The sequence below is a fragment of the Ruegeria sp. SAZD013 genome (assembly GCF_059612525.1).
Genome location: NZ_JBXWQT010000022.1, coordinates 1 through 26,012 on the forward strand (window position 1 = coordinate 1; position 26,012 = coordinate 26,012).

Sequence of the window (26,012 nt, forward strand, 5' to 3'; positions counted from 1 at the left end):
GTCTTGCCGTGGTCAACATGCCCAATCGTGCCGATGTTGACGTGCGGTTTTGTACGCTCAAACTTTTCCTTTGCCATGATGGCCTCCTTTTTCTGTAATGAAGGGAGCCCCGGAACGGCGCTCCCTCAAATCGTCGCTTATGCGTATTTCGCCTGGATCTCGTCCGAGATGTTCTGCGGAACCGGATCGTAGTGGTCGAACTGCATGGTGAACTGGGCACGGCCCGACGACATCGAACGCAGGGTGTTGATGTAGCCGAACATGTTCGCCAGCGGAACAAACGCGTCGATCGCGATTGCGTTGCCGCGGGATTCCTGACCCGACACCTGGCCCCGACGCGAAGTCAGGTCACCGATGATACCGCCGGTGTATTCTTCCGGGGTGATCACTTCGACCTTCATGATCGGTTCCAGCAGCTTCGCGCCAGCTTTGCGCATGCCTTCACGCATACACATACGGGCCGCGATTTCGAACGCCAGAACGCTCGAGTCGACGTCGTGGAACTTACCGTCCAGCAGGGCAACCTTGAAGTCGATCACCGGGAAGCCAGCCAGAGGGCCGCTGTCCATGACCGAGTTGATGCCTTTTTCAACACCGGGGATGTATTCCTTAGGAACGGCACCACCAACGATGCGGCTTTCGAACGAGTAACCTTCGCCTGCCTCGGTGGGCTGGATCTCCAGCTTGACTTCAGCGAACTGACCCGAACCACCCGACTGTTTCTTGTGGGTGTAGGTGTGTTCGACCGGCATCGAGATGGTTTCACGATAAGCCACCTGAGGCGCACCGATGTTGGCTTCGACCTTGAACTCGCGCTTGAGACGGTCCACCAGGATGTCCAGGTGAAGTTCGCCCATGCCCTTCATGATGGTCTGACCCGATTCCAGGTCGGTTTCCACGCGGAAGGACGGGTCTTCGGCGGCCAGACGGGCCAGACCCTGAGACATCTTTTCCTGGTCGCCCTTGGTTTTGGGCTCGACCGCGATCTCGATCACAGGATCGGGGAAGGTCATGGTTTCCAGAACCACCGGATCCTTCGGATCGCAGAGGGTGTCACCGGTGGTGGTGTCTTTCAGACCCGCCAGCGCGATGATGTCGCCTGCAAACGCTTCTTCGATCTCTTCCCGGTTGTTGGAGTGCATCATCATCATACGACCGATGCGCTCTTTCTTGCCTTTGGTCGAGTTCAGGATCGAGTCGCCCTTCTGCATGGTGCCCGAGTAAACGCGGGTGAAGGTCAGCGAACCGACGAAGGGGTCGTTCATGATTTTGAACGCCAGACCCGAGAAAGCCATGTCGTCATCGGCACGACGTGCGATGTTACGAACTTCTTCCTCGTCGCCGGGTTTGAAGCCCATGTAATCAACAACGTCCAGCGGGCTGGGCAGGTAGTCGATCACAGCGTTGAGCAGCGGCTGAACGCCTTTGTTCTTGAACGCCGAGCCACCCAGAACCGGAACGAAATGCAGCGCCAGCGTACCTTTGCGCAGCAGTTTGCGCAGAGTCGGAACATCGGGCTCTTCGCCTTCCAGATAGGCCATCATCGCGTCGTCGTCTTCTTCGACGGCCGCTTCGATCATCTTGCCGCGCCATTCGTCAGCCATGTCTTTCAGGCTGTCACGGATCGGAGCTTTGACCCAGCTTGCACCAAGATCTTCGCCCTGCCACAGCCACTCTTCCATGGTGACGAGGTCAACCAGGCCTTCCAGCTCGGTTTCGGCACCGATCGGAATACCAACCGGAACAGCACGTGCGCCGGTGCGGTCTTCGATCATGCGAACGCAGTTGAAGAAGTCTGCGCCGATCTTGTCCATCTTGTTGACGAAAACCATACGCGGAACCTTGTAGCGGTCAGCCTGACGCCACACGGTTTCGGTCTGGGGTTCAACACCGGCGTTTGCGTCCAGAACGCAGACGGCACCGTCGAGAACCGCCAGCGAGCGTTCAACTTCGATGGTGAAGTCAACGTGGCCGGGGGTGTCGATGATGTTCAGGCGGTGCTTAGGCGTGTCAGCATTCTGACCGTCTTCGGTGCGTTCCCAGAAGGTGGTAGTTGCAGCCGAAGTGATGGTGATGCCGCGTTCCTGCTCCTGCTCCATCCAGTCCATGGTGGCTGCACCATCGTGCACCTCGCCGATGTTGTGGGATTTACCAGTGTAATACAGGATACGCTCCGAGCAGGTGGTCTTACCTGCGTCGATGTGCGCCATGATACCGAAGTTACGGTATAGTTCGAGCGGATATTCGCGTGCCATTTGGATAAGCCTCTGGGATTACCAACGGTAATGGCTGAAGGCTTTGTTCGCCTCGGCCATCTTGTGGGTGTCTTCGCGCTTCTTCACGGCGGTACCGCGGGACTGTACAGCGTCCAGCAGCTCACCGGCGAGGCGTTCTTCCATGGTGTTTTCATTGCGGCCGCGCGCAGCGGTGATCAGCCAGCGGATGGCCAGTGCTTCGCGGCGCTCGGGGCGGACTTCGACCGGAACCTGATAGGTTGCACCACCAACCCGGCGCGAGCGAACCTCGACCGACGGTTTGATGTTGTCGAGTGCTTCGTGGAACACTTCGACGGGCGCGCGCTTGATCTTGCTTTCGACGCGGTCAAAGGCGTTGTAGACGATGCGCTCGGCGACCGACTTCTTGCCGTCGATCATCAGGTTGTTCATGAATTTGGTCAGAACCTTATCGCCAAACTTGGCGTCAGGCAGGACTTCGCGTTTTTCGGCGGCGTGACGACGTGACATATCAGCCTCTCCTTCTTACTTGGGACGCTTCGCGCCGTATTTCGAACGGCGTTGCTTACGGTCTTTGACGCCCTGAGTATCCAGAACACCGCGCAGGATGTGGTAACGCACACCGGGAAGGTCTTTCACACGGCCGCCACGGATCAGAACAACCGAGTGTTCCTGAAGGTTGTGGCTTTCACCGGGGATGTACGAGATGACCTCGAACCCGTTGGTCAGGCGCACTTTGGCAACCTTACGCATAGCCGAGTTCGGTTTCTTCGGTGTGGTGGTGTAAACACGTGTGCAGACGCCGCGTTTCTGCGGGCACTGCTCCAGGTGCATGGACTTCGAGCGTTTTACTTTGGGCTGCCGCGGTTTGCGGATCAGCTGTTGAATAGTTGGCATTCCGGTTTCTTCCCCGTTTGCAACACACATGACATGCACGCAACTGGCGTGCGGCTAACTTCGCTGCGCTGATGCGTCCACAAGCGCAAAACCCACGAGCGTTCCCATTCCGAGGTGAACGTCGCGGTTGTTTCTCAGAGGGCGCGAACTGCAAAATTGTCCGGGCCTTGACCAGCTCATTACTGGAATCGGCTATGGGGCGGCCCCCGGCACCGAGATGACGCGCGTAATAGGGGGAGTCGGCCCGAGTGTCAACAGCACGATACCGGTTGCCCGGCAATTGGCTGATCCGGGCCGTGCCGATATGGGTGCGCAGGCTCAACCGGGTTCATAAAACCGCCCTGCACCAGAAGCGCCAATGTTGAGCTGAACCCGCAACCGGAGGCCGGGTTTCGCCTTCGGATAACCAGTGTTCAGAGCTTTGTCACGCAGGTTCACGCCGCTTCCCGACGCGCGCGTTCCCGGAACAGCGTAAACAGTCCGGCGGCCACGATCAGTGTCGCACCCAGCATGGTCAGGCCGTCGGGCCATTCATCGAATACGGCCCAGCCCAACCCCAGGGCCCAGATCAGGCTGGAATAGCGAAACGGCGCGATGAACCCGACATCGCCCTGACGCATGACCATGACGCTGAACAGATAGCCCATCAGGACGAACACGGCCGCCGCTGCAACCAAAGAACCCGCAGCGCCGGAAACCGGAACCCATCCTTCGAACACCGAAGCAATCGCGGCGGCCACCGTGATGGAAAGAGACGTCGCCAGTGTCACCACCATTGAAGGAACTTGGGGCGACATGCGTCGCGTCACCAGATCGCGAACCGTGATCGAAGCCACTGCGATCAGCGCGTAGATGGAATACAGGCTGAAGCCGTCAGGACCGGGTCTGACGATCAGAACCATGCCGCCAAAACCAATGGCAATCGCCAATATGCGCCGCCAGCCGACCTGTTCGGAAAAGACCAGCGCCGCGCCCAGCGTCACGGTCAGGGGCAGCGCCTGCAGAATGGCCGTCACATTGGCAAGCGGCATGTTCTTGAGCGCTGTCAGGAAAAAGAAGGTGGCCGACAGTTCGGTCAGGCTGCGCAGCGCAACCAGCCACCGGTCGTGGTTTGAGAAATTGAGGTGCAGCGCCCCCAGATAGCAGGCAAGACCGTAGACAAGGAAAACGGCCAGTACGCCCCGCATGGCCACCAGTTGGAACAAAGGCAGTTCCCGAAGCGCGACCTTGACCAAAGTGTCGTTCAGGGTGAAGGCCGCCATGCTGCCCATCATCAGCAAGGCACCTTTGGTGTTTGGGTTCATGTCAGATATGGCCCTGCGCAGAGTGATCGGGCCATTGGCCCAATCGGACAGCCGCCTGTCAACGCATCAAATCAGATCAGCGCGAGAATTGCCCTCCGACGCGTGCGGAGCGTTTCGAAAACGCCGACTGATCCCCTATCAGAGGCCGGATACCCGGCCGCCTCCGATACCTTCCACAGCCACCCCGGCGCTGAGCGTGTGCGTTGCAATCAACCCACCGGACATGTCCAGAACGCCAAGCTGGTTGCCGTTCTGAAGGGCGACATAAAGCTCGCGGCGTTTGGAGTTGATGCCAAGGCCAAAGCGTTCGATCTGCACCGCTGCGCCGACCGATGGATTGGTCGCGCGGATCGTCCTTAGAACCGTGCCGTTCAAATCCACCTCGGAGATCAGGCGATTGCGGATGAACAGCACATAAAGCGTGCCGGTCGTTTCATCAAAGGCCAGCCCGCCAATCGGCCCCTGTGGCTGGCTGAGGGTTATGTTGCGCACGAATTGCCCTTCGCGGGTCAGTTCCGCGATCATCACCCCGTTCGGATGGTCGAGGAAAAGATGGCCGTCGCCGCCCCGAATGGCCAGCCCGCATTCTTTTATGGGGAACTCGTCAGGTGTGATGCCACCGCATCCGGCCGGAACACGCTGTGCCGCAAAGGTACGCAGGACACGGCCATTTCGGTCAAGCTCCTGTAGCTGGGTACCGGGAAGATTGCGCAGAAAGATCCGCCTTCTCGGCTCATCATAAGCCAGCCCGACGATCGAGCCGGATATCGGGATCAAGCGCGTCGTGCCGTTCGGGATCACGATCTCACGCGATGGCTGGCCCGGCGGCATCCCCACATAGGCATAATCCGTGCAGGCGGCCATCAGGCCGAGACCGAAAACCGAAAATACGCGCGACAGCTTTGTGACAGCTCTCATCATCCACCCCCGTCACCTGTGTGAATTCGAGACGGATGGTAGCACAGTTTAGCCTAAATCAGAAAAACCCTGCTGTTATTGCAGGTCTCATACAGCAAGCGCGATATGCCAGTGGTCTGGAACTGCCCTAAGTGTGGCGCGCGTTTCAACCCTGCAAAAACAAAAGGCCCCGCGAAATCGCGGGGCCTTCCTTAACTTGTCAATCGGGCGATTACTCGCGGCTTTCGGGTGTTTCCACCAGAACATCCAGCTCATCCCCGACCAGATCATCATCCATGATCGGCGCAGCCAGGGCAGCGGCCGCTTCGGCCTCTTCCCGGCGGGCTTCGATCACCACATTGTCGCGCGACTGCGCGATGTGGCGGACGGCCTGAGTTGCCCCACCGGTACCGGCGGGGATCAAGCGACCAACGATGACGTTCTCTTTCAGGCCGACCAGCTTGTCCTTTTTGCCCTGCACGGACGCTTCGGTCAGTACGCGGGTGGTTTCCTGGAACGACGCGGCCGAGATGAACGAACGCGTTTGCAGCGAGGCCTTGGTGATCCCCAGAAGGATCGGCTCGCCCTGTGCCGGACGACCACCGCGAGCGATGGTCTTTTCGTTGGCTGCGTCGAACTCCTGCTTGTCGACATGTTCGCCTTTCAGCAGGGTGGTGTCGCCTGAATCCAGGATCTCCCACTTCTGCAGCATCTGGCGCACGATGACTTCGATGTGCTTGTCGTTGATCTTCACGCCTTGCAGACGATACACATCCTGCACTTCGTCGATCATGTAGTTCGCCAGCGCCTCGACACCCATGATGGACAGGATGTCATGCGGAGCCGGGTTACCGTCCATGATGTAGTCGCCCTTCTGTACGAAGTCGCCTTCGACAACAGGGATGTGCTTGCCCTTGGGTACCATGTACTCGATGGGCTCCAGTGACTCGTCAGCCGGTTCGATGGTGATGCGGCGCTTGTTCTTGTAGTCGCGGCCAAAGCGCACGTAACCATCGGCTTCTGCGATGATCGCGTGATCTTTCGGACGGCGGGCTTCGAACAGTTCGGCCACACGCGGCAGACCACCGGTGATGTCCTTGGTCTTGGCACCTTCACGCGGAATACGCGCAACAACGTCACCGGCTTCGATCTTCTGGCCATCTTCGACCGACAGGATCGCATCCACCGACATCGGATAGTGAACCGGGTTGCCCGCATCGTTGCGGACCGGTTCGCCATCGTCACCGACCAGAATGATCTCGGGCTTCAGGTCGCTGCCACGGGGGGCCGCGCGCCAGTCAATCACGATCTTCTGGGTCATGCCTGTTGCTTCGTCGGTCTCGTCACGGACGGCAAGGCCCGAAACCAGGTCGACGTATTTGGTGGTACCGGCTTTCTCGGCGATGATCGGCAGGGTGTAGGGATCCCATTCGAACAGCTTGTCGCCACGGGACACTTTCGCGCCTTCCTTGACGAACAGCTTGGAGCCGTAGCCCAGCTTGTGGTTGGCACGCTCTTCGCCGTGATCGTCCTTGATCACCAGCTTCATGTTCCGGCCCATGACGAGACTTTCGCCTGCGGCATTCACCAGGATCTGCGGGTTCTCGAAGGATACGTTGCCGGCTTGGCTTGCTTCCTGGAACGACTGCTGACCACCTTGCGCAACACCGCCGATGTGGAAAGTCCGCATCGTCAGCTGTGTACCGGGTTCACCGATGGACTGGGCGGCGATGATGCCGACAGCCTCACCCGTGTTCACCATGGTACCGCGAGCAAGGTCACGACCGTAACAGGTGGCACAGACGCCTTCCTCGGACTCGCAGGTCAGAGGCGAGCGGATACGGGTCGACTGAACGCCAGCCTCATCGATGATGTCCGCCATCCGTTCGTCGATCAGCTGACCCGCGGCCACGAGCACCTCTTCCGTGCCCGGACGCAGGATGTCATCGGCAGCCACGCGGCCCAGAATACGCTCGGCCAGAGAGGCGACAACTTCACCGTCGTTGACCGCAGCTTCGGCCGTGATCGCGCGTTCAGTGCCGCAGTCGATCTCGCGAACGATGCAGTCCTGTGCCACGTCCACCAGACGACGGGTCAGGTAACCCGAGTTCGCGGTTTTCAGAGCGGTATCCGACAGACCTTTACGGGCACCGTGGGTCGAGTTGAAGTATTCAAGAACGGTCAGACCTTCCTTGAAGTTCGAGATGATCGGCGTCTCGATGATGTCACCGTTCGGCTTGGCCATCAGGCCCCGCATACCGCCCAGCTGTTTCATCTGAGTGACCGAGCCCCGCGCACCGGAGTGAGCCATCATGTAAACCGAGTTCGGCTCCATGTCCGACCCGTCTTCGGCCTTGGCGACGTTCGAGATGGTGCTCATCATCGCCTCGGTCACGCGGTCGTTACACTTCGACCAGGCATCGACAACCTTGTTGTACTTTTCGCCCTGAGTGATCAGGCCGTCCATGTACTGCTGTTCGAAATCTTTCACCTGATCGCGGGTGTCATCAACGATGCCCCACTTGTCATCAGGAATGACCATGTCGTCCTTGCCGAACGAGATGCCCGCCCTGAACGCTTCTTTGAAGCCCATCGACATGATCTGGTCACAGAAGATAACCGACTCTTTCTGACCGCAGTAGCGGTAGACGGTGTCGATCACCTGCTGCACTTCTTTCTTCCGCAGCAGGCGGTTGACCAGATCGAACGGCGCCTTGTTGTTCATCGGCAGCAGGGCCCCCAGACGCAGACGGCCCGGAGTGGTTTCATAGCGCTTCTGAACTTCGTTGCCTTCTTCGTCGATCTGCGTGATCCGCGCTGTGATTTTGGTGTGCAGATGCACCTCACCCGCGTCCAGCGCGTGCTGAACTTCGTCGATCGAACCAAAGACCTTGCCTTCGCCCGGCATGCCGGCACGTTCCAGCGACACATAGTACAGGCCCAGGATCATGTCCTGCGACGGAACGATAATCGGCGCGCCGTTTGCAGGCGACAGAACGTTGTTCGTCGACATCATCAGAACGCGGGCTTCCAGCTGTGCCTCAAGGCTCAGCGGGACGTGAACGGCCATCTGGTCGCCGTCGAAGTCGGCGTTGAAGGCCGAACAGACCAGGGGGTGCAGCTGAATGGCTTTGCCTTCGATCAGAACCGGTTCGAACGCCTGAATGCCAAGACGGTGCAGCGTCGGCGCACGGTTCAGCATGACAGGGTGTTCGCGGATCACCTCGTCGAGGATATCCCACACTTCGGGACGCTCTTTCTCGACCAGCTTCTTCGCCTGTTTCACGGTCGAAGACAGACCCTTGGCTTCAAGGCGCGAGTAGATGAACGGCTTGAACAGTTCCAGCGCCATCTTCTTGGGCAGACCACACTGGTGCAGCTTGAGTTCCGGACCGGTCACGATGACCGAACGGCCCGAGAAGTCGACGCGTTTCCCCAGAAGGTTCTGACGGAAGCGGCCCTGCTTGCCTTTCAGCATGTCCGACAGCGATTTCAGCGGGCGCTTGTTGGCGCCGGTGATCACGCGGCCACGACGGCCGTTGTCAAACAGAGCGTCCACGGATTCCTGCAACATCCGCTTTTCGTTGCGGACGATGATGTCAGGCGCACGCAGTTCGATCAGACGCTTGAGGCGGTTGTTCCGGTTGATCACGCGACGATACAGATCGTTCAGATCCGAGGTCGCAAAGCGGCCACCATCCAGCGGAACCAGTGGGCGCAGTTCCGGCGGGATGACCGGGATCACGGTCATGACCATCCATTCAGGTCGGTTGCCCGACTCGAGGAAGGATTCAACAACCTTCAGACGCTTGATGATCTTCTTGGGCTTCAGTTCGCCTGTGGCTTCGGCCAGATCAGCGCGCAGCTGCTCGGCTTCGGCTTCCAGATCGATCTGGGCCAGCATCTCACGGATGGCTTCCGCACCGATATTGGCGGTGAACGCGTCCATGCCAAAGGCATCCTGCGCGTCCATGTACTCTTCTTCGGTCAGCATCTGGCCGTAGGTCAGGTCGGTCAGACCGGGCTCGATAACGACGTAGTTTTCAAAGTACAGAACGCGTTCCAGATCGCGCAGCGTCATGTCCAGCATCAGACCGATGCGGGACGGCAGCGATTTCAGGAACCAGATGTGTGCAACGGGCGCGGCCAGTTCGATGTGGCCCATACGCTCGCGGCGGACTTTTTGCAGGGTGACTTCCACGCCGCATTTTTCGCAGACAACGCCGCGATACTTCATCCGTTTATATTTGCCGCACAGACATTCGTAATCTTTGATCGGGCCAAAGATACGTGCACAGAACAGACCGTCACGTTCAGGCTTGAACGTCCGGTAGTTGATGGTTTCGGGTTTCTTGATCTCACCATAGGACCAAGACAGGATCCGTTCGGGCGACGCCAGCGAGACTTTGATTTCGTCAAAGACCTTCGGGGGCGTCAGCGGGTTGAACGGGTTGTTGGTGATTTCCTGGTTCATTTTGATACCTCAAATTTTGCGGAAGGGGGGACGGGAGGAAGGGCTGAGCCCTTACTCCTCAACCTCCGCATCCAGGAGTTCCATATTCAGGCCGAGGCCGCGGACTTCTTTCACCAGAACGTTGAACGATTCCGGTACGCCCGCTTCAAAGTTATCCTCGCCCTTGACGATCGACTCATAGACCTTGGTCCGACCGGCGACGTCATCCGATTTCACCGTCAGCATCTCTTGTAGGGTGTAGGCGGCGCCGTAAGCTTCCAGAGCCCAGACTTCCATCTCACCAAAGCGCTGGCCACCGAACTGCGCCTTACCACCCAGCGGCTGCTGGGTCACCAGGCTATAGGGCCCGGTCGAACGCGCGTGGATCTTGTCGTCCACAAGGTGGTGCAGTTTGAGCAGGTACTTGATGCCCACGGTGACCGGACGCGCAAATTGCTCACCCGTACGACCGTCGAACAGGATCGACTGACCGCTTTGCGAGAAGCCCGCACGCACCAGCGCGTCGTTGACGTCAGCCTCTTTGGCACCGTCAAAGACGGGGGTTGCGATCGGAACACCGCGGGTCACGTTGCCCGCTGCTTCGACCAGCGTCTCCTCGTCCATGCCGGTAATGCCTTCTTCGTAGACATCTTCGCCATAGGCCAGCTTCATCGCCTCGCGCACCGGGGTCAGGTCGCCGGACCGGCGGTACTCACCCAGAGCCTCATCGATGTTCAGACCCAGACCGCGCGCGGCCCAACCCATGTGGGTTTCAAGGATCTGACCAACGTTCATACGCGAAGGCACACCCAGCGGGTTCAGACAGAAGTCAACCGGCGTACCATCGGCCAGGAACGGCATGTCTTCCATCGGAACAACCTTGGAAATCACACCCTTGTTCCCGTGACGACCGGCCATCTTGTCGCCCGGCTGCAACTTGCGCTTTACGGCAATGAAGACTTTGACCATCTTCATCACACCCGGCGGCAGGTCGTCGCCACGGCGGACCTTCTCGACCTTATCCTCGAAACGGGCGTCCAGAGCGCGCTTTTGCACTTCGTACTGCTCGTTCAGGGCCTCGACGATCTGTGCGTCCTGCTCGTCTTCCAGAGCCAGCTGCCACCATTGACCACGGGTCAGGGTGTCCAGCAGCTCCTCGGTGATCACCGACCCTGCCTTGACACCTTTCGGGCCTTTGACCGCAGTTTTACCCAGGATCAGACCTTGCAGACGCGCATAGATGTTGCGGTCAAGGATCGCCAGCTCGTCGTCCCGGTCACGGGCCAGACGTTCGACTTCCTCACGCTCGATCTGCAGCGCACGCTCGTCTTTCTCGACGCCGTGACGGTTGAAGACGCGCACCTCGACGACCGTACCGTAATCGCCCGGCTTCACGCGCAGCGAGGTGTCGCGCACGTCAGATGCTTTTTCGCCAAAGATGGCGCGCAGCAGCTTTTCTTCCGGGGTCATCGGGCTTTCGCCCTTCGGAGTGATCTTGCCGACCAGAATATCGCCCGGCTCGACATCCGCACCGATGTAAACGATGCCCGCCTCGTCGAGGTTGCGCAGCGCTTCTTCACCGACGTTCGGAATGTCGCGGGTGATCTCTTCCGGGCCCAGCTTGGTGTCACGGGCGGCGACTTCGAATTCCTCGATATGGACCGAGGTAAAGACGTCATCACGCGCGATACGTTCTGAGATCAGGATCGAGTCTTCGTAGTTGTAGCCGTTCCACGGCATGAACGCGACGACCACGTTCTTGCCAAGGGCCAGTTCACCCATATCGGTCGACGGACCGTCGGCAATGACCTCGCCCTTCTGGACGGTGTCACCCACCTTTATCAGCGGACGCTGGTTGATGCAGGTGTTCTGGTTCGAACGCTGGAATTTGCGCAGACGATAGATGTCAACGCCAGCGTCGCCCAGTTCCAGATCCTCGGTGGCGCGGATAACGATACGCTGGGCATCGACCTGGTCGATGATACCGGCGCGTTTCGCCTGGATCGCAGCGCCCGAGTCGATCGCAACCTTTTCCTCGATGCCCGTCCCGACCAGCGGTGCCTCGGCCCGCAGCAGCGGAACCGCCTGACGTTGCATGTTCGAGCCCATCAGAGCGCGGTTGGCGTCGTCATTTTCAAGGAACGGGATCAGCGATGCAGCAACCGAGACCAGCTGCTTCGGCGACACGTCGATCAGGTCCACATTCTCGCGCGGGGCAAGGGTGTAGTCGCCTGCCTGACGGGTCGAAACCAGATCGTTGATGAACTTGCCGTTCTTGTCCAGTGTCGCGTTCGCCTGCGCCACGGTATGACGCATTTCCTCGGTCGCGGACATGTAGTGAACCTCATCAGTCACCTCGGCGTTCTTGACAACGCGGTAAGGTGTTTCGATGAAGCCATACTTGTTCACGCGGGCAAAGGTGGCCAGCGAGTTGATCAGACCAATATTCGGGCCTTCCGGCGTTTCAATCGGGCACATCCGTCCATAGTGGGTCGGGTGCACGTCGCGTACCTCAAAGCCCGCACGTTCACGCGTCAGACCACCGGGGCCAAGCGCCGAGAGACGGCGTTTGTGGGTGACTTCCGACAGCGGGTTGGTCTGGTCCATGAACTGCGACAGCTGCGACGAGCCGAAGAATTCGCGCACAGCAGCAGCAGCCGGTTTCGCGTTGATCAGGTCCTGCGGCATGACGGTGTCGATCTCGACCGACGACATACGCTCTTTGATCGCGCGCTCCATACGCAGCAGACCGACGCGGTACTGGTTTTCCATTAGTTCGCCGACCGAACGCACACGACGGTTGCCGAGGTGGTCGATGTCGTCCACGTCGCCCTTGCCATCGCGCAGTTCGACCAGAGCCTTGACGCAGGCCACGATGTCTTCGCGGCGCAGGGTGCGCAGGGTATCCGGTGCGTCCAGAGCCAGGCGCATGTTCATCTTCACGCGGCCAACAGCGGACAGGTCATACCGCTCGCTGTCGAAGAACAGGGTGTCGAACAGGGCCGACGCCGCTTCGACGGTGGGCGGCTCACCTGGACGCATGACGCGGTAGATATCCATGAGCGCGGTTTCACGGCCCATATTCTTATCTGCGGCCATGGTGTTGCGCATGTAGGGACCAACATTGACGTTGTCGATGTCGAGAACCGGGATATCGGTGATGCCCGCGTCGATCAGTTCCTTCGCGGTACCGCCGATCAGGTCGCCATCCTTGTCATATTCCAGCGTCAGTTCGTCACCGGCTTCGACATAGATCGCGCCGTTTTCTTCGTTGATGATGTCTTTGGCGACAAACTTGCCAACGATGTGATCGAACGGAACCAGCAGTTCGGTGACGGTGCCCTCGTCGATCAGCTTCTTGACCGCGCGCGGGGTGACTTTCTTGCCTGCCTCGGCAATCACCTCACCTGATTTTGCGTCGATCAGGTCATAGGTCGGACGGGTGCCGCGAACACGCTCGGGGAAGAACGGCGTGACCCAGCCCTTCTTCTTTTCCAGCTTGTAGGAAACGGTGTTGTAATACGCGTCCATTATCGCTTCCTGATCCATACCCAGCGCATAAAGCAGGGTTGTCACAGGCAGTTTGCGGCGGCGGTCGATACGGGCGAACACGATATCCTTGGCGTCGAACTCGAAGTCCAGCCAGCTTCCGCGATACGGGATGATGCGGCAGGCAAACAGCAGCTTGCCCGAGGAATGGGTTTTACCCTTGTCGTGATCAAAGAACACGCCGGGCGAACGGTGCATCTGGGAGACGATTACACGCTCGGTGCCGTTGACGACAAAGGTGCCGTTCGGGGTCATCAGGGGCATGTCGCCCATGAAGACATCCTGTTCTTTGATGTCTTTTACCGATTTCGCGCCGGTGTCCTCATCAACATCGAACACGATCAGGCGCAGGGTAACCTTCAGCGGTGCGCTGTAGGTCATGTCGCGCTGCATGCACTCTTCGACGTCGTATTTGGGTTTCTCCAGATCGTATTTCACGAACTCCAGAACAGAGGTTTCGTTGAAATCCTTGATCGGGAAAACCGATTGGAACACGCCTTTGATGCCTTCGCCGTCTGTGGGCTGTTCTGCATCGCCGGAGCGCAGGAAAAGATCATAAGAAGATTTCTGTACCTCAATGAGGTTCGGCATCTCCAGTACTTCGCGGATTTTGCCGTAATATTTACGAAGACGTTTCTGGCCAAGGAACGTTTGAGCCATGTCAGATGTCACCTTTCGATGTTCTCAGCGGGCAAAGACACCGTCGGGCCCCGGCATCTTGCACAATCGAGACAACACGTCCGGATCAATTCGTGGCCACCGTCCCGAAGGCGGCCTCCCGATCCGAAAACCGTGTCTTAGAAAACGCCCCATTCCGTGAGGCCCTTTCTAAGACAGGTTCGGCTGGACCCGGATTTCTCCGGATCCAGCCAAAATTTTCGGCGCATCAGCGATGCGCCTGAGACCAGGCTTAGGCCAGCTCGACTTCGGCGCCAGCTGCTTCCAGCTTGGCTTTGACGTCTTCGGCTTCGTCTTTCGACACGCCTTCTTTGATCTTGCCGCCAGCTTCGACCAGTTCCTTGGCTTCTTTCAGGCCCAGACCGGTGATGCCGCGAACTTCTTTGATCACGTTGATTTTCGAAGCGCCGGCGTTCTTCAGAACGACGTCGAATTCGGTTTTTTCTTCCTCAGCTGCGCCACCGGCGTCGCCACCAGCTGCTGCGACCATTACGGCGCCGCCAGCTGCGGGCTCGATGCCGTATTCGTCTTTGAGGATGGTTTTCAGTTCTTGTGCTTCCAGCAGGGTCAGACCCACGATGCTTTCTGCGAGTGCTTTCAGATCAGCCATTTTATCAGCTCTTTCCGTTTACAATGTGTGTTCCAACGTCAGGGTAGGTACCCTACGCAGATCATTCAGTGCCAACCGCTTACGCAGCTTCCGCCTTCTCTTCGATGGTGGAAAGGATGCTTGCGATATTGCTTGCAGGTGCGCCAATCGCGCCGGCGATGTTCGAAGCAGGTGCGCCAATGCAGCCCACGATCGAAGCAATAAGCTCCTCGCGAGACGGCATTTTCGAAACGGCTTCAACGCCTTTGCGGTCCAGAGCGTTCTCGCCCATAGCACCGCCGAGGATTTCAAATTTCTTGTTATCCTTGGCGAAGTCCTCGGCCACCTTGGCTGCTGCCACGGGGTCCTCGGAATAGGTCAGAACGGTCATCCCTGTCAGCAGGTCGGCCATGCTTGCACACGGCTTACCCTCGAGGGCGATTTTGGCGAGCCTGTTCTTGGCAACACGCACGGAGCCACCCGCGTCACGGGCACGTGCGCGAAGGTCCTGCATCTCGGCAACTGTCAGACCGGCGTAGTGAGCAACCACTACGACGCCAGAGCTTTCGAAGATTTGGCCGAGTTCCTCGACCACTTTCTCTTTCTGGGCTCTATCCACAGTTCTCTCCAAGTTAGGGGTGAGATCTCACCCCGGCTCATATTTGCCGCGGCTTGCGCCCCGGCGTTCAGGTCCGTTGTTACGGGATTGGCCAAAATTCGCCCGAGGGTGGGACCCTCAGAATTCTTTGGTCTTACCCGTCTCAGGCAGGGAATTAAGGGGCCATATGGCACCACCCACCGTCTTGGACGAAACAAAATAAAGCGCACGACGAATCGCACGCTTTATTCCGCAGGTCTACTTAGGACAGATGGCCGGGGTTTCCAAGAGGTAAATTGTGATAAATCAAACGCAACAAGGGATGACCAAAACAACAAGATCCATTGCGCTGACGAGCAATTGATTAGGTCGAATTACAGGGTTGAGCGCAAAATAGTTCGTGACATTGTTCCAACTTTAAGACTATAACCCGACAATTTTTCTCAGAAACAAGACGAAGCAGAAAAAATGTGTAGAATTGCCGCCTATTGCGGACCAAGTATTCCGCTTGAAAACATCGTCATCCGGCCCCAGCATTCATTGCTGGAGCAAAGCCAGCACGCGGCCGAGGCAAAGCTTGCCGTCAATGGCGATGGCTTCGGTATGGCATGGTACGCGGATCAGGATCGTCCCGGCCTGTACAGGGATGTCCTGCCCGCGTGGTCGGATGGTAACCTGGTCGATCTTTGCAGGATGATAAAATCCTCGCTGTTTTTGGCCCATGTCCGCGCCTCGACATTCGGCGAAGTGTCGCGCGCAAACTGCCACCCTTTTACATTTGGCAAATGGTCCTTCATGCACAATGGTCAGATCGGAGAGTTCGGGCGTTTGCGCAGACGGCTAGAATCCTCACTGCCGGACGAGCTTTATGCGGCGCGGCGCGGGTCGACGGATTCAGAGCTTCTGTTTCTGCTGCTGCTGGCCAACGGGCTGGATGATGCGCCGCAGGACGCTGTTGTCGCAACTCTGCGTCAGATCGATGCGCTTGACAGTCATCGGACGCAACCGGATCGCATGGCCGTCGCCTTTTCGGATGGACAGAGCCTGTATGCGTTTCGATATTCCAGCGACCAGCGCAGCCCGTCCCTGTATTTCGGGGAAGGGCTGGACCACGGCGGCAAGGTCATTGCATCCGAACCTCTGGACAAGGGCACAGGAAAATGGACGCCCATTGAAGACCGGAGTTTCTTTACCCTGACCGGCGAAACAGCCAGCCATACCGCGTTGCCGTTCAGCTAATCGAAAACGGGCGGTCCGATTGGACCGCCCGCAACATTGCTTTGGCGTGGATCAGGCTTATTCGCCCGAAGCTTCTGCCACATCAACGGTCACACCGGGGCCCATGGTCGAGCTCAGCGCGATTTTCTTCATGTAGGTGCCTTTGGCGCCCGACGGCTTGGCCCGGGCAACAGCCGAGACGAAGGCGCGAATGTTTTCGGCCAGCTTGGCGTCATCGAACGATGCTTTGCCAACGCCTGCGTGCACAACGCCGCCTTTTTCCGCCTTGAACTGAACTTCACCGCCTTTGGCTGCTTCCACGGCTGCTTTCACATCCATGGTCACGGTGCCAACCTTGGGGTTCGGCATCAGGTTACGGGGGCCCAGAACCTTACCCAGACGACCGACGATCGGCATCATGTCCGGGGTTGCAATGCAACGATCGAATTCGATGGTGCCGCCCTGAATGGTTTCCATCAGGTCTTCTGCGCCAACGATATCCGCGCCTGCTTCTTTCGCTTCGTCAGCCTTCGCGCCACGTGCGAACACAGCAACGCGCATGTCTTTGCCTGTGCCGTTCGGCAGGCCGACAACGCCGCGCACCATCTGGTCTGCGTGACGGGTGTCAACGCCCAGGTTCATTGCGATTTCAATGGTCTCGTCGAATTTCGAAGTTGCATTGGCTTTGACCAGAGCAACAGCTTCGTCCACCGACAGGTTTTCCTTGCCAGCGACGGCTTCGCGCGCAGCGCGGGTACGTTTACCGAGTTTTGCCATCTTACTTCACCTCGATGCCCATGGAGCGGGCCGAGCCCAGGATGATCTGCATTGCGCCTTCGATGTCGTTGGCGTTCAGATCTTTCATTTTGGCTTCGGCGATTTCACGAACCTGCTTCGAGGTCACGGTTGCGATCGTTTCACGACCGGGATTCTCCGCTCCACGAGGGCGGTTCCGCTTGCCAACCGGCTTCAGACCAGCTGCTTTTTTCAGGTAATAAGACGCCGGCGGCGTCTTGATGTCCATGGTGAAGGACTTGTCCTGATAGTAGGTGATCACGGTCGGGCACGGCGCGCCGGGCTCCATATCTGCGGTCTTGGCGTTGAACGCCTTGCAGAATTCCATGATGTTGATGCCGCGCTGACCCAGCGCCGGACCAACCGGCGGCGACGGGTTCGCCTGACCTGCAGGAACCTGCAGTTTCATTGTACCAGCAAGCTTCTTGGCCATTTGGTTTTCCTTTCAACTAAGGTGAAACGCGTCTCACCCAGATTATGTTGCGTGGTCCGGCCCGGGATCGCGATCCCGGTAACCTCCCACGAGAGAATCTCGCCCGAAGACGATGGGGCGGCGTTTACAGGGGATCATGGGGGTTGGCAAGTGGCCCGCCATTCAATTCGGGATCACCGAATCGAGTTTCAAATCGATAAACACCGGCGTCGACGCGCCATGGCGGGAAATTGCTGGTCATTCCGGTCAAACCCAGGAAATCCCAGGTGGCCTGTAAAACGAGGTTTCGCGCTATATTAAGGGTTTATTTTGCTTGAAAAAACCGGAGCGAACCCGGCGCCCGACCGACAGACTGCTGTGGCTTCGTTCCTTGCGCCGCATAAATAACCGCGCCATGCTGTGGCTGTGCTATTATCGGGGAAAACAAATTTGTTCGGAGGTTCGTCATGATTATTCGTTTATTAACTATGCTTGTCGCCGCACTGTCTTTTGCGGCGTCCGTTCCCCAGACCGCACGGGCCGATGCGGGCGACTTCATCGGCGGCGCTGTCGTTGGCGGGGTCGTCGGATACGCGATCGGCAAGGACCAGCAAAAGAAAAAGTCCCGGTCTTCAAGCCAGACCTACCGGTCAGGCATTCCGTCCACCTCGCAAGGGGCGCAGACACAGACCGCGCTCAACTATTTCGGCTATAATGCCGGGCGTGTCGATGGGCAGGTCGGGCATGGGACCCGGTCGGCGATCGAACGCTATCAGGTGTCCATGGGCTATCCTGTGAATGGCTATGACTTCCAGCCCTATCAGTATGACTTTCTGATGCAGGCCTATTACTGGGCGACAAGCGGTGGGCAGGCGGCAACCCAGCTTTCGGGTCAACCGCTTTTGATGGCCTATCGGCAACAGGTGCAAACCGGCTCTGCCTTGGCGGCGGCGCCTCAGACCCAGGCCCCGGCCATCCCGGTTATCACGCCTCAACAGGCCGAACCCGCAACAAGCGCCGCTGAAGCTACGACAGCCAGCCTGCCGAGCCTGTTTTCCGGCGGTACCGGAGGCCCATCGTTAGCCAATCGGTGCAGCGGGGTCATGCTGCAAACGTCGACCAATGGCGGCTATACGACCCTGTCGAACATGTCCGATCCTGACTTTGCGCTCAGCGAGCAATTCTGCCTTGCCCGCAGCTATGCGATGGCACAGGGTGAAGAACTGATGCAGGACATCCAGGGCCTTACACCCGATCAGGTCGCAGCCCAGTGCGCCGCCTATGGCGACATGCTGGCACCGCAAGTTGACGCGCTGTCTATCAACTCGAAATCAGAGGCTGAAACCCAGGTGCGCAAGCTTGCCTTGGATTCGGGTCTAAGCCCTGCTGATCTTGCCGCGACCAGCAAGGTCTGCCTTGCGATGGGATATCGTCAGGACAACATGGATACCGCGGTTGGCTCCGCGCTGATGCTGGTTGCCATGGGTGAACCCGCATACGGAGAACTGGTCGGTCACCACCTGCGCGAAGGCTTTGGTGTCCAGGCGCGCCGCGACCTTGCGATGCAGTGGTATGATGCAAGCCTTTCGGCGCTGGATTCCGGGTCGCAGGCGGTTTTCCTGCCATCCCAGACCGACCGCCCGCAGCTTTTGCGCGCAGCCATGGTTCAGTCGCAGTAAGCCCATTTGAAAACTGTATCGGCCCGTGTAGGGCTGAAACTGAAAACGCCGCGATGCTTTGACATCGCGGCGTTTCGAATTTCTCTGGCAGAACGCTTAGCTTTGCTTGGTGACCTGCGTGAAGTCCAGCTCGACCGGGGTTTCGCGGCCAAAAATCGACACCGAAACCTTCAGCTTTTGCGCTTCGTCGTCCACGCCTTCGACCATGCCGTCGAAATCCTCGAACGGGCCGTCGTTGACCTTGACCTTTTCGCCGATCTCGAAGGTGATCATCAGCTTGGGCGCTTCTTCGCCTTCCTGAACGCGGTTGAGGATCTGGTTCACCTCGGCGTCGCGCATCGGCATCGGGCGACCCTGCGGACCCAGAAAACCGGTGACGCGGTTGATCGAGTTGATCAGATGATAGCCCTGATCCGACATTTCCATATGCACCAGCACGTAACCCGGCATAAAGCGGCGTTCGGTGGTGACCTTCTTGCCCCGGCGCACTTCGATCACCTCTTCGGTGGGCACCAGAACTTCGTCGATATCGTTCTCAAGGCCCTGTTCAGCCACCGACGTGCGGATCTGCTCTGCGATCTTCTTTTCGAAATTCGAAAGAACGCTGACCGAGTACCACCGTTTCGCCATGAACCTGTCGTCCTTGTTTGTCTTCGGGGCATCACATCTTGCGGACACACCCGTCATTTAAATCCTGTCACGTCATCCGGAATAAAAAGCGGCGCGTGACCCGAATCGCCACACGCCCATTCCGAATATGCGTCACCTACTCTGACATCGCGCGAGGTGCAAGGGGCAGTCGTATTTGCCCCCGCCTGAACCGGCTTAGCCGAAAGCGCCCAGAACCAGCTGAAGGCCGCCCCGGATACCCAGATCGACCAAAGCAAAAAACACAGCTGTCAGCGCCGCCATGATGAAGACCATGACCGTGGTCAACAGCACTTCGCGCCGGGTCGGCCAGACGACCTTGGAAACTTCGGCACGGACTTGCTGAATGAACTGGATCGGGTTGGTGGTGGCCATTTGGCGTGTTCTCTCTGCTTGCGGATGGGCCGGACATAGCCGGGCATTGCGGCAATTTCAAGGGCGCTTGGATGAACTCTGCGCATATCGGGCGATTGGTCAGGGTTTGGGTTTGTCGTCCCACTCGTCACTCAGGATGCGGCGCGCGTCGCCATCGGGGTCTTCGTACTGATTGGAACGAACGGTATAGATAAAGGCGACCAGACCAACGCCCCCCAGAAACAGGGATATCGGGATCAGATAGGCAAGCACTTCCATCAGGGTTACCTCAGCCGCAATGCGTTCAGCGATACGGTAATTGACGAGGTCGACATCGCCAAGGCCGCGATCAGCGGTGTTGCCAGTCCGATCACGGCCAGCGGAACGGCAATCACGTTGTAAACGGTTGCGATCTGGAAGTTCTCGCGGATGCGACGGGTGGCCTTGATGGCCGTATCGCAGGCATCCGCAATGGGCAGAAGGTCATTGCCCAGAAGAACGATGTCCGAGGCAACCCGCGCCGCATCCAACGCCGAGGCCGGAGAGATCGACACATGTGCCGCCGCCAATGCAGCCGTGTCGTTCAGGCCGTCCCCCACCATCAGAACTTTGCGGCCCTGATCCCTGAGGTCCTGAATGCGCTGTGCCTTGTCCTGCGGCAAAGCCTCGGCGACCCAATCCGTTATTCCCAGCTTCTCGGCCAAAGATTGCACGGCGCCCTTCGAATCCCCCGAGATCAATAGCACATGCTTGCCTGACGCCCGCAACGCTTCCACCGCCTCGGCCGCGCCTGGGCGCAACGCGTCCGAGAAGCGGAACGCCAAGGGCGCATCGTCGCCAATTGCAAGCCAGGCAGACGTTTCCGCGCCCTGCTGTGCGCCGAGCCATGCGGCCCGGCCCAAACGAACGCGTTGACCGCGGTATTCCCCTTGGGTGCCGTATCCCGGCACTTCGGTTATGTCCCGAACATTTGCAGGCTTGATCCCGGCCTGTCGCGCGGCTTTGGCCAATGACACGGACAAGGGATGCGCAGAGGCCTCGGTCAGGGCCAGCGCAACCTCGACCTGCGCGCGGGCGTGATCGCCAAGATTGACCAGTTCCGGCGCACCCGAGGTCAGCGTGCCCGTCTTGTCGAACACCACGGTGTCGGTCTCGGACAACCGTTCGAGCGCGGTTGCGTGCTTGATCAGCATACCCTTGCGGAACAATCGGCCCGAGGCAGCGGTGGTCACTGCCGGAACAGCCAGACCCAAGGCGCAGGGACAGGTGATGATCAGAACCGCCGCGGCGATGTTCAGAGCGGTGCGCAAATCGCCCGAATAGATGTACCACCCCACAAAGCTGAGCGCCGAAAGGATGTGGACACCGGGCGCATAAAGCTTGGCGGCCTTGTCGGCCAGCGAGGTATAGCGGGACCGCCCCGATTCAGCGATGGCCACCAGATCCGCCATCCGGTGCAGCGACGTATCCTGACCCACTGCTGTGGCGCGCAGGGTTAGTGGACCTGTCAGGTTGACCTCGCCCGCGCTGACCAGCTGGCCGGCTTCGGCAAACACCGGCAGGGTTTCCCCCGTCAACAGCGAACGGTCCAGTTCGGATTGGCCAGACACAATCTGACCGTCCACCGGCATTCGGCCACCGGGGCGCACAAGGATCAGATCACCAACCTTCAGATCGGCCACCGCAACTTCGGCCTCTAGCCCGTCCACGATGCGGATGGCGCGCGGCACTTCCAGAGCGGTAAGCTCTTCTGCCGCGGATCGGGCTGCGGCGCGGGTGCGGTAGTCCAGATATCGGCCCGCCAGCAGGAAGAATGTCAGGGTCAGCGCGGCATCGAAATAGGCATGCTCTCCGCTCAGTGCGGTCTCCCACAGGGATGTGACCAGCGCCAGCAGGATCGCCAGCGTGATCGGCACATCCATGTTCAGCCGCCGCACCCGCAGGGCGCTCCAAGCGTTGGCAAAGAACGGTTGCGCCGAAAAGGCAATGGCGGGCAGCGCGATTGCAGCGGAAATCCAGTGGAACATGTCGCGCGTCGCGTCTGTTGCGCCGGACCAGACCGACACCGACAACAGCATCACGTTCATGGAAGCAAACCCGGCGACGGCCAGTCGCATCAGCAGGTCACGTCCCGCCTTGTCCGCCTGTGTTGCCGACAAAGCGCCGGTGTCAAGCTCGTGCGCTTCGAAACCTGCCCGTTCAAGCACCGGGATCAGATCGGCCGCTCGGGTTTCCGGCGCGGCTTTGATCATCGCCCGTTTCAGAGTCAGGTTGACCCGCGCGTCTTCGACACCGGGATGGGCGTTCAGTTCACGTTCGACCGTCGTGATACAGGCCGAGCAGTGGATGCCCGGCAAGGACAAGGCAATCTGCACATCTTCCGGAATCGGGCGCGCGGGTTCTGCTGGTGCTGCCAGACACCCCGGGCAGGCCGCCGTACCGGATGAAAGCTGCGCCGTCATCGGCTACCCTTTCACATACAGCGGAACGCGCTGCGAAAACTCGGCACCATTGCCGTCACGCGCGACCAGCCGGATATTCCAGTTGCCCTTGCCCAGCGTGGCCGGAGTGGCATAGGCCGCGCCGTCAAAGGTGAAATCCGGTGCGAAATCGTCCCGCACATGGGTTGCGCGGCCAACCACCGCCTGCAATTCGCTGACCTGAACCGGTGCGCCGGTCGCGTCCGTAATATGCAGGATCAGAAGACCACCTTTGGTTTCTGCCCGAACCGTCCAGCCCAATGCCTGCTGCTCTTTCAGGCGATCGTTGAACTCCTGGCTGGCAACGTAGGAATTCTTGACCTCCAGCCCCGGAAACGTCTTCACCGCATTATAAGCCAGCACGAGGTTCACCGCGATGATCACGCCAAAGGCACCGACAAACACCGCCAAAGCGTGCTTTCCGGTGAATTTACGTTCGGCCATGATCAGTTCCCCCGTCCGTTGAACGTAGTGTCTTTGTAAGCACGTTCGCCGCTGCTGAGGTCTTCGACCCAGATCCGCACTGGCGTCGCTTCTGCTGCCGCCGGACCGCTGTCACGGGATGCCACGATATATACACGGGTCAATTGTGCCGTATCCGCCGTGACATTCACAGTATCTATCTTGGTTCCCTCAATTTCCAATCGCATCGACGGATCGCCCGCCAGAGACAATTTGAACAGGCGGTCCTCACCGTGCTTGTTGCGCAGCCTGACGTCATAGGTGTTTCGAATGGTGCCATCCGACAGGGTGACAAAGGTCGGGTTGCGCACGGGTGCTACGGTCAGATCGATGTCAGAGCGAATGAACAGGGCGAACAGCAGCGCAACCCCCACCAGTGACCACAACGAGGTGTACAGGATCGTACGGGGCCGGAAGATGTGTTTCCAGACATTCTTGGGCGGTTGTCCCGAGCGTTCGCGCGGCTCGTCGCTGAGCGCCATATAATCGATCAGCCCGCGCGGTTTGCCGATCTTGGCCATCATGTCGTCACACGCGTCGATACACAGGGCACAGGTGATACATTCAAGCTGCTGGCCATCGCGGATATCGATTCCGACAGGGCAGACATTCACGCAGGCCATGCAGTCGATGCAATCCCCCAACTCGGAATCAGCTGTCCGCTTGCCTTTGCCGCGCGGCTCACCACGCCATTCGCGGTATCCCACGACCAGCGTGTCTTCATCCATCATCGCGGCCTGAATGCGCGGCCAAGGACACGCGTAGATACAAATCTGTTCGCGGGCGAACCCGCCGAAAAAGAAGGTCGTGCCAGTCAGAACCAGCATCGTCGTGTAAGCGACGGGATGCGCGTTGCCCGTCACAAGATCGCGGAGCAACGTCGGCGCATCCGCAAAATAAAACACCCAGGCACCGCCGGTGGCCAGGCCGATCAGGAACCAGGTCATCCATTTCGTCAACCGGAGCCGAGCCTTGCGGAAATCCAGCTTTTCCTGACGATGCAGGCGCAATCGGGCGTTTCTGTCGCCTTCGATCCAGCGCTCGACCAGAATGAAAAGGTCAGTCCAGACCGTTTGCGGGCAGGCATACCCGCACCAGACCCGCCCCAGCGCAGATGTGAATAGAAACAGACCCAGCCCCGCCATGATCAGCAGGCCCGCCACGAAATAGAATTCGTGCGGCCAGATTTCGATCCAGAAGAAATAGAAGCGCCGGTTTGCCAAATCCAGCAGGACGGCCTGATCCGGCAAGCTGGGGCCGCGATCCCATCTGATCCAGGGCGTTACATAGTAAATGCCCAGTGTCACGATAAGGATGATCCATTTCAGGTTCCGAAATGGCCCAGAAACGCGCCTTGGAAAGATCGGTTCTCGTGCGGCGTATAGGCTGGGGGTGGGGTTGGAATCGCTCACAGGCTGGCTCCGGTACTGGCTCTTCTGAGTGTGTGTTCTTCCAGATCACGCGCATAGCAACTTTGACATGGGTCAAAACGCGCATCGTACAGACACCTTTTATCACATTTCCCGTGCCTGACGCCTCAACCACGTCACAAAAGTTCTGACAGCTGGTCTAAGTGGCGAATTTGGCGTCACAATATGGTATCCGCGCGTATCCGGCTCTGCATAAAGCTCAACGATGCGACCGGCCTTGATGTCAGGCTCGACGAAATGTCGCACCGTGACAGTGACCCCCTGCCCGGCCCGCAGACCGTCCAGTACCAGGTTTCCCGGCAGCTCGGTCCGGCCCGCACCGCGTTCAGGACCGGCACCATGTTCGGCCAGCCAGGTCGTCGCCTCGGTGGTGCCGATTTCCTCGAGCCAGGGCAGTTGGGCCAACTCGGTCGGCGTCCATGACGTCTTTTCACCCAGCAGTTTCGGAGCGGCGACGATGACCACCGGCGACTGCAACAGCATCTCTGATTGCACACCGGTCCAACCGCCGGGGCCGTACCGAATGGCAATGTCGATCCCACCCGGTCGCAGTTCAACAACTTCGGCAGTGGGATCGAGGATCAGGTTCACCTCGGGATGGGTTTCGCGAAAAGCCGGTAGACGCGGCATCAGCCAAGAGGCCGCAAAAGAGGATGTCAGCGACACGTGGACCGGGCGGTCCTGACCAGACCGCACCAAATCCCCCACTGCCGCCTCGATCGCGCCAAACCCAAGTTGCAGGGCTCGGGCCAGATGTTCACCATCGGCGGTTAGGGTCAGGGCCTTGCCTGTTCGATCAAGCAAGGCAGCACCCAGATGGTTCTCAAGTACGCGCAACTGCTGGCTAATCGCCGCATGGCTTACGTTCAACGCAGCACCAGCTTCGACGACATTGCGTTTTTCAGCAAATGCCGCAAACGCCCTCAGCGCGGCCAATGGGGGAAGCGACAACCAATTCATATGTAACCCTGACTTACACTATGGAATGGTATTTGAGTCGCATTCAGCACTTCAAAGGTCAATCTTTATTGCAGAGATACCCTTGCAGAGGAGACCAACCATGCTGACCGTTTTTGCCAGATCTTTCATGACCGCAACCCGGATCAATGCGCCGCATATTCGCGATGTGCCAAAACCGGGTCGCCACAAACGCCGTTGGCTGCCGGAAGGTCATTGGTGGATTAAAAACCCGCGCGAGGTGGATCCGAACAACTTTTGACGCAGGTAACAGTAAACCTGAATCTGGACCACAGGTTTAAGTGGCCTTATTGTGGGAAAAAAGCACCGGCTGTTCAGGAAACGCGCGAACAGATGGAACAGCCGGTGCCCCAGCCT

At 58.8% G+C, this 26,012-nt stretch carries 21 protein-coding genes; 3 read left to right on the top strand and 18 right to left on the bottom strand.

Features of this window, described 5'->3' with window-relative positions:
* Nucleotides 1-137: 137 nt before the first annotated feature.
* The 9 genes from fusA to rplJ form a co-directional block, all read right to left on the bottom strand.
* Nucleotides 138-2,255, bottom strand: a complete 2,118-nt coding sequence (gene fusA / locus AC2FLU_RS12515; RefSeq protein WP_480474062.1) for an elongation factor G — start codon at nt 2,253-2,255, stop codon at nt 138-140.
* A gap of 18 nt (nt 2,256-2,273) precedes the next feature.
* On the bottom strand, nt 2,274-2,744 hold the full coding sequence (rpsG, locus tag AC2FLU_RS12520) for a 30S ribosomal protein S7 (RefSeq protein ID WP_093964348.1): 471 nt from the start codon (nt 2,742-2,744) through the stop codon (nt 2,274-2,276).
* A 15-nt stretch (nt 2,745-2,759) separates the two neighbouring features.
* The gene (gene rpsL, locus AC2FLU_RS12525) at nt 2,760-3,131 is read right to left on the bottom strand and encodes a 30S ribosomal protein S12 (protein ID WP_005621086.1); all 372 of its coding nucleotides are present in this window, start codon (nt 3,129-3,131) and stop codon (nt 2,760-2,762) included.
* Between the two features lie 434 nt (nt 3,132-3,565).
* A complete protein-coding gene (locus AC2FLU_RS12530; RefSeq protein ID WP_496808157.1) occupies nt 3,566-4,435 on the bottom strand; it encodes a DMT family transporter in 870 nt (289 codons plus the stop codon).
* Nucleotides 4,436-4,573: 138 nt separating this feature from the next.
* On the bottom strand, nt 4,574-5,353 hold the full coding sequence (locus tag AC2FLU_RS12535) for a hypothetical protein (RefSeq protein WP_496811996.1): 780 nt from the start codon (nt 5,351-5,353) through the stop codon (nt 4,574-4,576).
* 211 nt (nt 5,354-5,564) lie between these two features.
* On the bottom strand, nt 5,565-9,806 hold the full coding sequence (gene rpoC / locus AC2FLU_RS12540; RefSeq protein ID WP_480474064.1) for a DNA-directed RNA polymerase subunit beta': 4,242 nt from the start codon (nt 9,804-9,806) through the stop codon (nt 5,565-5,567).
* A 51-nt stretch (nt 9,807-9,857) separates the two neighbouring features.
* Complete coding sequence (gene rpoB / locus AC2FLU_RS12545) at nt 9,858-13,994, bottom strand: DNA-directed RNA polymerase subunit beta (protein ID WP_480520912.1); 4,137 nt, start codon at nt 13,992-13,994, stop codon at nt 9,858-9,860.
* Between the two features lie 250 nt (nt 13,995-14,244).
* Nucleotides 14,245-14,622, bottom strand: a complete 378-nt coding sequence (rplL, locus tag AC2FLU_RS12550; RefSeq protein ID WP_209507787.1) for a 50S ribosomal protein L7/L12 — start codon at nt 14,620-14,622, stop codon at nt 14,245-14,247.
* 79 nt (nt 14,623-14,701) lie between these two features.
* Nucleotides 14,702-15,220, bottom strand: coding sequence for a 50S ribosomal protein L10 (gene rplJ / locus AC2FLU_RS12555; protein WP_209507785.1), 519 nt, complete (start codon nt 15,218-15,220; stop codon nt 14,702-14,704).
* 447 nt (nt 15,221-15,667) lie between these two features.
* Between rplJ and AC2FLU_RS12560 the strand changes: the two genes are divergently transcribed.
* The gene (locus tag AC2FLU_RS12560) at nt 15,668-16,438 is read left to right on the top strand and encodes a class II glutamine amidotransferase (RefSeq protein WP_480520914.1); all 771 of its coding nucleotides are present in this window, start codon (nt 15,668-15,670) and stop codon (nt 16,436-16,438) included.
* Nucleotides 16,439-16,495: 57 nt separating this feature from the next.
* Here the strand turns inward: AC2FLU_RS12560 and rplA are convergent, their stop codons facing one another.
* Nucleotides 16,496-17,194 (bottom strand): 50S ribosomal protein L1, encoded by a 699-nt coding sequence (gene rplA / locus AC2FLU_RS12565; protein ID WP_480474068.1) that lies wholly within the window; start codon nt 17,192-17,194, stop codon nt 16,496-16,498.
* A 1-nt stretch (nt 17,195) separates the two neighbouring features.
* On the bottom strand, nt 17,196-17,645 hold the full coding sequence (gene rplK / locus AC2FLU_RS12570) for a 50S ribosomal protein L11 (RefSeq protein ID WP_480474069.1): 450 nt from the start codon (nt 17,643-17,645) through the stop codon (nt 17,196-17,198).
* Nucleotides 17,646-18,091: 446 nt separating this feature from the next.
* Here rplK and AC2FLU_RS12575 point away from each other — a divergent pair, with 446 nt between their 5' ends.
* On the top strand, nt 18,092-19,303 hold the full coding sequence (locus tag AC2FLU_RS12575; protein WP_480474070.1) for a peptidoglycan-binding domain-containing protein: 1,212 nt from the start codon (nt 18,092-18,094) through the stop codon (nt 19,301-19,303).
* Between the two features lie 96 nt (nt 19,304-19,399).
* Here AC2FLU_RS12575 and nusG read toward each other — a convergent pair whose 3' ends face one another.
* From nusG to AC2FLU_RS12610, 7 genes are all read right to left on the bottom strand, one after another.
* Nucleotides 19,400-19,933, bottom strand: a complete 534-nt coding sequence (gene nusG / locus AC2FLU_RS12580; protein WP_209507773.1) for a transcription termination/antitermination protein NusG — start codon at nt 19,931-19,933, stop codon at nt 19,400-19,402.
* A 195-nt stretch (nt 19,934-20,128) separates the two neighbouring features.
* Nucleotides 20,129-20,326, bottom strand: a complete 198-nt coding sequence (gene secE, locus AC2FLU_RS12585; RefSeq protein WP_480474071.1) for a preprotein translocase subunit SecE — start codon at nt 20,324-20,326, stop codon at nt 20,129-20,131.
* Nucleotides 20,327-20,425: 99 nt separating this feature from the next.
* Nucleotides 20,426-20,584: a cbb3-type cytochrome oxidase assembly protein CcoS gene (gene ccoS, locus AC2FLU_RS12590; protein ID WP_209507770.1), complete on the bottom strand. Its 159-nt coding sequence runs from the start codon at nt 20,582-20,584 to the stop codon at nt 20,426-20,428.
* Nucleotides 20,585-20,589: 5 nt separating this feature from the next.
* Entirely contained in the window at nt 20,590-22,767 is a 2,178-nt protein-coding gene (locus AC2FLU_RS12595) for a heavy metal translocating P-type ATPase (RefSeq protein WP_480623692.1), read from the bottom strand.
* Nucleotides 22,768-22,770: 3 nt separating this feature from the next.
* Nucleotides 22,771-23,229 carry a FixH family protein gene (locus tag AC2FLU_RS12600; protein ID WP_480520916.1) on the bottom strand — a complete coding sequence of 153 codons (459 nt, stop codon included), beginning with the start codon at nt 23,227-23,229 and terminating at the stop codon, nt 22,771-22,773.
* Between the two features lie 2 nt (nt 23,230-23,231).
* Nucleotides 23,232-24,659 carry a cytochrome c oxidase accessory protein CcoG gene (gene ccoG, locus AC2FLU_RS12605; protein ID WP_480520918.1) on the bottom strand — a complete coding sequence of 476 codons (1,428 nt, stop codon included), beginning with the start codon at nt 24,657-24,659 and terminating at the stop codon, nt 23,232-23,234.
* A 102-nt stretch (nt 24,660-24,761) separates the two neighbouring features.
* Complete coding sequence (locus AC2FLU_RS12610) at nt 24,762-25,637, bottom strand: LysR family transcriptional regulator (protein WP_480520920.1); 876 nt, start codon at nt 25,635-25,637, stop codon at nt 24,762-24,764.
* Between the two features lie 100 nt (nt 25,638-25,737).
* Here AC2FLU_RS12610 and AC2FLU_RS12615 point away from each other — a divergent pair, with 100 nt between their 5' ends.
* Nucleotides 25,738-25,896 carry a hypothetical protein gene (locus tag AC2FLU_RS12615; protein WP_480474077.1) on the top strand — a complete coding sequence of 53 codons (159 nt, stop codon included), beginning with the start codon at nt 25,738-25,740 and terminating at the stop codon, nt 25,894-25,896.
* The last annotated feature ends 116 nt before the right edge of the window (nt 25,897-26,012 follow it).

Coding starts and splice junctions, on each gene's coding strand:
- fusA (WP_480474062.1), bottom strand. CDS start 2,255: ATGGCACGCGAATATCCGCTCGAACTATACCGTAACTTCGGTATCATG.
- rpsG (WP_093964348.1), bottom strand. CDS start 2,744: ATGTCACGTCGTCACGCCGCCGAAAAACGCGAAGTCCTGCCTGACGCC.
- rpsL (WP_005621086.1), bottom strand. CDS start 3,131: ATGCCAACTATTCAACAGCTGATCCGCAAACCGCGGCAGCCCAAAGTA.
- AC2FLU_RS12530 (WP_496808157.1), bottom strand. CDS start 4,435: ATGAACCCAAACACCAAAGGTGCCTTGCTGATGATGGGCAGCATGGCG.
- AC2FLU_RS12535 (WP_496811996.1), bottom strand. CDS start 5,353: ATGAGAGCTGTCACAAAGCTGTCGCGCGTATTTTCGGTTTTCGGTCTC.
- rpoC (WP_480474064.1), bottom strand. CDS start 9,806: ATGAACCAGGAAATCACCAACAACCCGTTCAACCCGCTGACGCCCCCG.
- rpoB (WP_480520912.1), bottom strand. CDS start 13,994: ATGGCTCAAACGTTCCTTGGCCAGAAACGTCTTCGTAAATATTACGGC.
- rplL (WP_209507787.1), bottom strand. CDS start 14,622: ATGGCTGATCTGAAAGCACTCGCAGAAAGCATCGTGGGTCTGACCCTG.
- AC2FLU_RS12560 (WP_480520914.1), top strand. CDS start 15,668: ATGTGTAGAATTGCCGCCTATTGCGGACCAAGTATTCCGCTTGAAAAC.
- rplA (WP_480474068.1), bottom strand. CDS start 17,194: ATGGCAAAACTCGGTAAACGTACCCGCGCTGCGCGCGAAGCCGTCGCT.
- rplK (WP_480474069.1), bottom strand. CDS start 17,645: ATGGCCAAGAAGCTTGCTGGTACAATGAAACTGCAGGTTCCTGCAGGT.
- AC2FLU_RS12575 (WP_480474070.1), top strand. CDS start 18,092: ATGATTATTCGTTTATTAACTATGCTTGTCGCCGCACTGTCTTTTGCG.
- nusG (WP_209507773.1), bottom strand. CDS start 19,933: ATGGCGAAACGGTGGTACTCGGTCAGCGTTCTTTCGAATTTCGAAAAG.
- secE (WP_480474071.1), bottom strand. CDS start 20,326: ATGGCCACCACCAACCCGATCCAGTTCATTCAGCAAGTCCGTGCCGAA.
- ccoS (WP_209507770.1), bottom strand. CDS start 20,584: ATGGAAGTGCTTGCCTATCTGATCCCGATATCCCTGTTTCTGGGGGGC.
- AC2FLU_RS12595 (WP_480623692.1), bottom strand. CDS start 22,767: ATGACGGCGCAGCTTTCATCCGGTACGGCGGCCTGCCCGGGGTGTCTG.
- AC2FLU_RS12600 (WP_480520916.1), bottom strand. CDS start 23,229: ATGGCCGAACGTAAATTCACCGGAAAGCACGCTTTGGCGGTGTTTGTC.
- AC2FLU_RS12610 (WP_480520920.1), bottom strand. CDS start 25,637: ATGAATTGGTTGTCGCTTCCCCCATTGGCCGCGCTGAGGGCGTTTGCG.
- AC2FLU_RS12615 (WP_480474077.1), top strand. CDS start 25,738: ATGCTGACCGTTTTTGCCAGATCTTTCATGACCGCAACCCGGATCAAT.